The organism is Chitinophaga sp. (assembly GCF_035538455.1).
Classification (GTDB): Bacteria; Bacteroidota; Bacteroidia; order Chitinophagales; family Chitinophagaceae; genus Chitinophaga.
This window is the reverse complement of the sequence record NZ_DATLKJ010000123.1, coordinates 1-4,652: the sequence shown is the minus strand read 5'-3', so window position 1 is coordinate 4,652 and position 4,652 is coordinate 1. Positions and strand designations below refer to the sequence as shown.

Genomic DNA, 4,652 nt, shown 5'->3' with positions numbered 1-4,652 from the left:
TAATGTTGTGCATCGATCGTTTTTGTATTTGTAGTTATTTACTTAGACGAATGCACAACATTTTTTATTTCATATCTATATACATATTTATTATTACAATCAATTTGCCTTGTTAATAGCACAACACGTTATAATTAACCTAAAACTGAGCAAAATGAGAACAATGAAAAACTACATTGACTTTCGGGTCTTATTTTTAATCCTATTGATTAATGGATTGATTTCTTCGTGTAGAAAATACGATCTGGAAGGTTTGTCAAAAACAAATCGCATCGAAAATGTGCCCCCAAATATTAGTCGCGCTGCAATTGTAAATTCGTATTACGATGTTGATTCTATTGGGCATAACATTCAGATTGTTTCGGAATCTCCACGCGCTGATTCAGAAAGAAGTAGGCTCACGCAAAGTTTTATTCCATCCGATTTTTATCCTACGGGTTTTCTGTTAGCTCCTCTGGATACATTAAAGATAAAAGCAGAAGTTATCGTTGGAACGTCGTTGCCTCAATTATTAATTGGCACTTATCAGCGATATGAAAATGTGAGCCCTCAATCCATTCAATTGCAATCGGGAGAAAATGTAATTGTGGCTAATAAAAATGGGGGTATAATATGGATTCGATATAGTAGCCTGATGCCATCCAATAAAACAAGATTGACCTTCATTAGCGGTCATAAGGCTGTTCCGGTTTTTATCAAGAACACTACTACATTATCTCAATGGCAGAATCTATTTGAACAGGCAGATACAGCTGTTCATGATGTATTACTAATAGGTCAGCGGGTGAACATTGTTTTACCACGTACGTACACCGCATTGAAAAATCAGAATAACAACTCAGTATTGAATGCCTGCGACAAAGTCTGGGACACAATGGATGAATTAAGCGGTTTAGATGGTACGCTGCCTCTTCATAAGAGGTTGGGAACATCTCATTTGTTGGTAAACAGAGTATATGCAGGGGGCGCTGCGTGGCCTTATGTTACTACATATTCATATCAGGCATCGTTTTCCGAATCCTATGCGAATGATGCCTGGTATCAACGACATGAAGCTGGGCATCACCATCAACAGCGCTGGGATTGGCACGCAGAAATTATGGCAGATTTTTATGCTGTTTCTGTTGGAATGAATTGGGGGTTGTCAAGAAAGACTATCGCGCGTGACGGCGGGTGGGTTCAGGTATGGAAGCGGGTTAAGGAATATTTTGACCTTCCTGATTCTTCCAGAAACTACGCAAAAATTTGGGACCCCTCAATTCCAAATTTTATTTCATCCGGCGCAAGGTTCAGAGCATCAGCGATGCTTATTCAGCTTAAATTAGCTTTTGGAGATACTTTTTATCATGAACTGCATAAACAGACGAGATTGGAAAAGCCTAGTTTGCAAGGTGCAGCAAGCAAGTACCGTTATTTTATGTTGAAGGCATGCAGTATATCAGGGAAGAACCTTACCAGATTTTTCTTCAAATGGGGTTTTAAAGATGAGGAAGCCTACCAGCAAATAGCTGCCCTCAATCTTCCTCTGCCAGATGTAGATCCATCTACGTTAACCGATGATCCGACATTCACACTTAAATAAGATGAGCAGGTGATGTGTGTTTTTGCCGATGACAACCGATAGATTTATCGGCTGTCATCGGCAAAAAATGTTGAAGTAAGGGGAATATACCTCGTTCGGGATTCTTTTGCAGAAATTTTATATGCTATGAACTTAGTTACATGGTGGGGAAGTGTGTCGGTACGGTTGAATATGGTATTTGTCACCCTGACTTATTTCTTCCCAATTTCTTGTGATAAGTATCATGCTGCTATCCTGTTATAAGGACGGTAATTATTGTATGTGTGTTTAATAGTTGGCAGTGCAAACTGAAATGTGTTGTATTTGTCAAGTTTTCGAAACTTGTTTTTGTATTGAATTTATTTATATATTCGTTCAGGCTTAGCAAGCATTCTCATAACCTATTCCTTCTGCAAGTCGGAGCCCGATCTCAAAATAGCGAAGTACAATAACCTCAATTAATAACCAGTAAATCGATCACTATGAAAACGAAGCAGAATCTTCCCAGGATTGCAGATGCAAAATTTCAAACACTTACATCATTACAAAAAGCAAGTATTGCTGGTGGCGTAGATATGAAAATCGGTGATGCTACGTCTATGGGAGAAGCCGGTATGGATAAAGTGATATTCATCGATGAGAAAGGCAGATGGTGGGCAGAGGAAGTGCCGGGCAACTGGTGCTGATCGCTTTTGTGGGAGCAGGTTAACAGTAATCTGCTCCGATTTCCTGTTTCTCGTTTGTTTATAGCTATGGTACTCATCATTAGCGAGGTGGCTGATAATGTTACAGATACTGTAATGGAGCACATTGCTGCATCCGGAAACTATTGTTTTCGGATTAACGCCACTGACAACATAATAGTTGCTACTTACAAAGGGAATGATTTCCATATAGAAGTAGAAGGGAAGGGGAGTATGCATATTTCGTCGGTACGTAAAATATGGTATCGTCGTGGATATATTGATATGCCGGCTCTTCATCCTGCTTATAGAGAGACGAAGTCTTCTTTGTACCGCAACTGGATGACGGTGCTGGGGCATATGTTTGAGTGTGCCGGGGAAAAGACGTTGGGAAGCTTCTGGCTGGAGTTCAGGCAAAATAAGCTGGCAGACCTGTACCGGGCAAAGGCTGCAGGGTTGCGGACACCGCTTACGCTCGTCACCTCTTCTAAGCAGGAAGTGCTGGAATTTATGAAGCTGGCAGGTACGGTAATTGTGAAGCCTCTGAATTCGGTGGATACGGACCTGCATGATGCGCTCTTTGGAAGGGGAACACAAGTTGTTCTTCCGGAAGTGCTGGACCGGTTACCGCATCCGTTGCCGGTTTGTTTCTTTCAGCAATTGATAGAGAAGGAGTTTGACTTGCGGGTATTTTATCTGAAAGGAGCATTATACACGGTGGCTATATTTTCTCAGCGCAATGATGTTACGCGGGTGGACTTCCGCAATTACGATGAGCAGCGGCCCAACAGGATGATTCCTTTCAGGCTTCCTGCGGATGTGGAAGATCTTGTTATCCGCTTTATGAAAGGGAAGGGGTTAGATACCGGATCGCTGGACCTGATTCTGACGCCGAAAGGAGAATACGTATTCCTGGAGGTAAATCCATCCGGTCATTTCGAATGGATCTCCAATGGATGTAACCTGAACTTAGAACAGCTTATTGCGAACGAATTAATAAGTTGACATGAAACAGCATGTACAAATACTCTTTTTTTGTTGGTGTCTGATGGGCGGCGCGTGGCGCAGCTTTGCGCAAATGGTGAATGGTAAGCCCATGAAGCCTGCCGTCAATGAGATACTGAGTGCCAAAGTGTTGCGGTTTGGCGTAGACAGCTCTTATTTTAAGATCGTGGACGGTGTGATTCACCGGGAGCGATATGTGCCACTTGCGGAGGTAGCGAAGGAGTGGACTATTTCAGAAAAGGACGTGATTAATGCGATGGCGCCGGGTAGTCCGGCGGATACTGTCTATGTTACGAATACGGTCAATACGGCCTTGGAGCAATATCTTTTTGGGAAGATAAAAAGCGAGATTGATACTATTCCCTTTAAGCTCCCGATTGTACTCAATGAACATTTCTATGAATCTTACCGTGGCCGCCGGGAGGCGCTGAAGTATATAAAGCCTGCTGCGGTAAAAAGCATCGTGTTTGTGCCGAGAGAGCCAGCGCGTCAGAAGTATGGGAATGCAGTTTTATTCGGAGTAATCGAAATCAGTAAATAAACGACATGAAAAGTAAAGCGGGTAGTAAAGCGGCATCCGCGTCCCTACCACCGATGGAGCCGGTAAAGACGGCGGCCAAAACGATCATCCGGTCCGGTTTTTTTCAACAGCATACTTCTGTTAAAAAGCATCATAAGACCATCAGTAAAATAATCCCCCTGTGAGCCTTGATATACATATGCCGTTTAAGCTGTTCGCCAGCTGCTTACCGGTAAGAGGAGCCAGCAGGTCAGCTATCTGTGATACCCAAAGGCAGGAGCTGCATTTGATTCCTAATGAGCTGTATGATTTGTTGCAGCAATATGATGGTGGGAAGATCAGTACTATCCTGGATCAATATGATGAAGAGAATGCGGCAACGGTGGTGGAGTATTTTGAGTTCCTATACGATAAAGAACTCATTTTCTTTACGCCGGTGCCGGAATCATTTCCTCCGATTTCATTGGTGTATGAGTCGCCTGTCAGGATTACGAATGCGATTATTGATACAGATCCTTCTCATGCCAGACTGCCGTGGCGGCGGATGGCGGCGCAGTTGTCTGCCCTGGGATGTGGTCATCTGGAGATCAGGTGTTTCAGTGCGTGTTCGGTGGCCTACTTTATAGATGTGCTGCGGTACTTTGACGATACGCGCATCAGGTCCATTGATCTGATCATGCGGTATACGTATGACAGCGATGCTACCATATCTTTTTTGCTGGCGGAGTTTCCGCGGGTTACGGGGATCTGTTTTCACGGATCTCCGGATGAAGGCAGTTCTCATGAAGGGAAGGTTGTTTATCTGCGGCAGCTCATTACTGGCAGTGACCATTGCGGGATTATCTCTCCGGGATATTTTGCTATCAACATAAAGATGTTTGCT

At 43.3% G+C, this 4,652-nt stretch carries 6 protein-coding genes; all 6 read left to right on the top strand.

What is annotated here, in order from left to right:
• The first annotated feature begins 154 nt into the window (after positions 1 to 154).
• A complete protein-coding gene (locus VM802_RS14845) occupies positions 155 to 1,582 on the top strand; it encodes a M60 family metallopeptidase (RefSeq protein ID WP_325531798.1) in 1,428 nt (475 codons plus the stop codon).
• A gap of 461 nt (positions 1,583 to 2,043) precedes the next feature.
• Positions 2,044 to 2,247, top strand: a complete 204-nt coding sequence (locus tag VM802_RS14840; protein ID WP_325531796.1) for a hypothetical protein — start codon at positions 2,044 to 2,046, stop codon at positions 2,245 to 2,247.
• Between the two features lie 66 nt (positions 2,248 to 2,313).
• Entirely contained in the window at positions 2,314 to 3,249 is a 936-nt protein-coding gene (locus tag VM802_RS14835; protein WP_325531794.1) for an ATP-grasp domain-containing protein, read from the top strand.
• Position 3,250: 1 nt separating this feature from the next.
• Positions 3,251 to 3,790, top strand: coding sequence for a hypothetical protein (locus VM802_RS14830; protein WP_325531792.1), 540 nt, complete (start codon positions 3,251 to 3,253; stop codon positions 3,788 to 3,790).
• 5 nt (positions 3,791 to 3,795) lie between these two features.
• Entirely contained in the window at positions 3,796 to 3,954 is a 159-nt protein-coding gene (locus VM802_RS14825) for a hypothetical protein (RefSeq protein WP_325531790.1), read from the top strand.
• Positions 3,951 to 4,652: hypothetical protein (locus tag VM802_RS14820; protein WP_325531788.1), on the top strand; the 702-nt coding region annotated here is incomplete at its 3' end. The genes VM802_RS14825 and VM802_RS14820, both read left to right, overlap by 4 nt.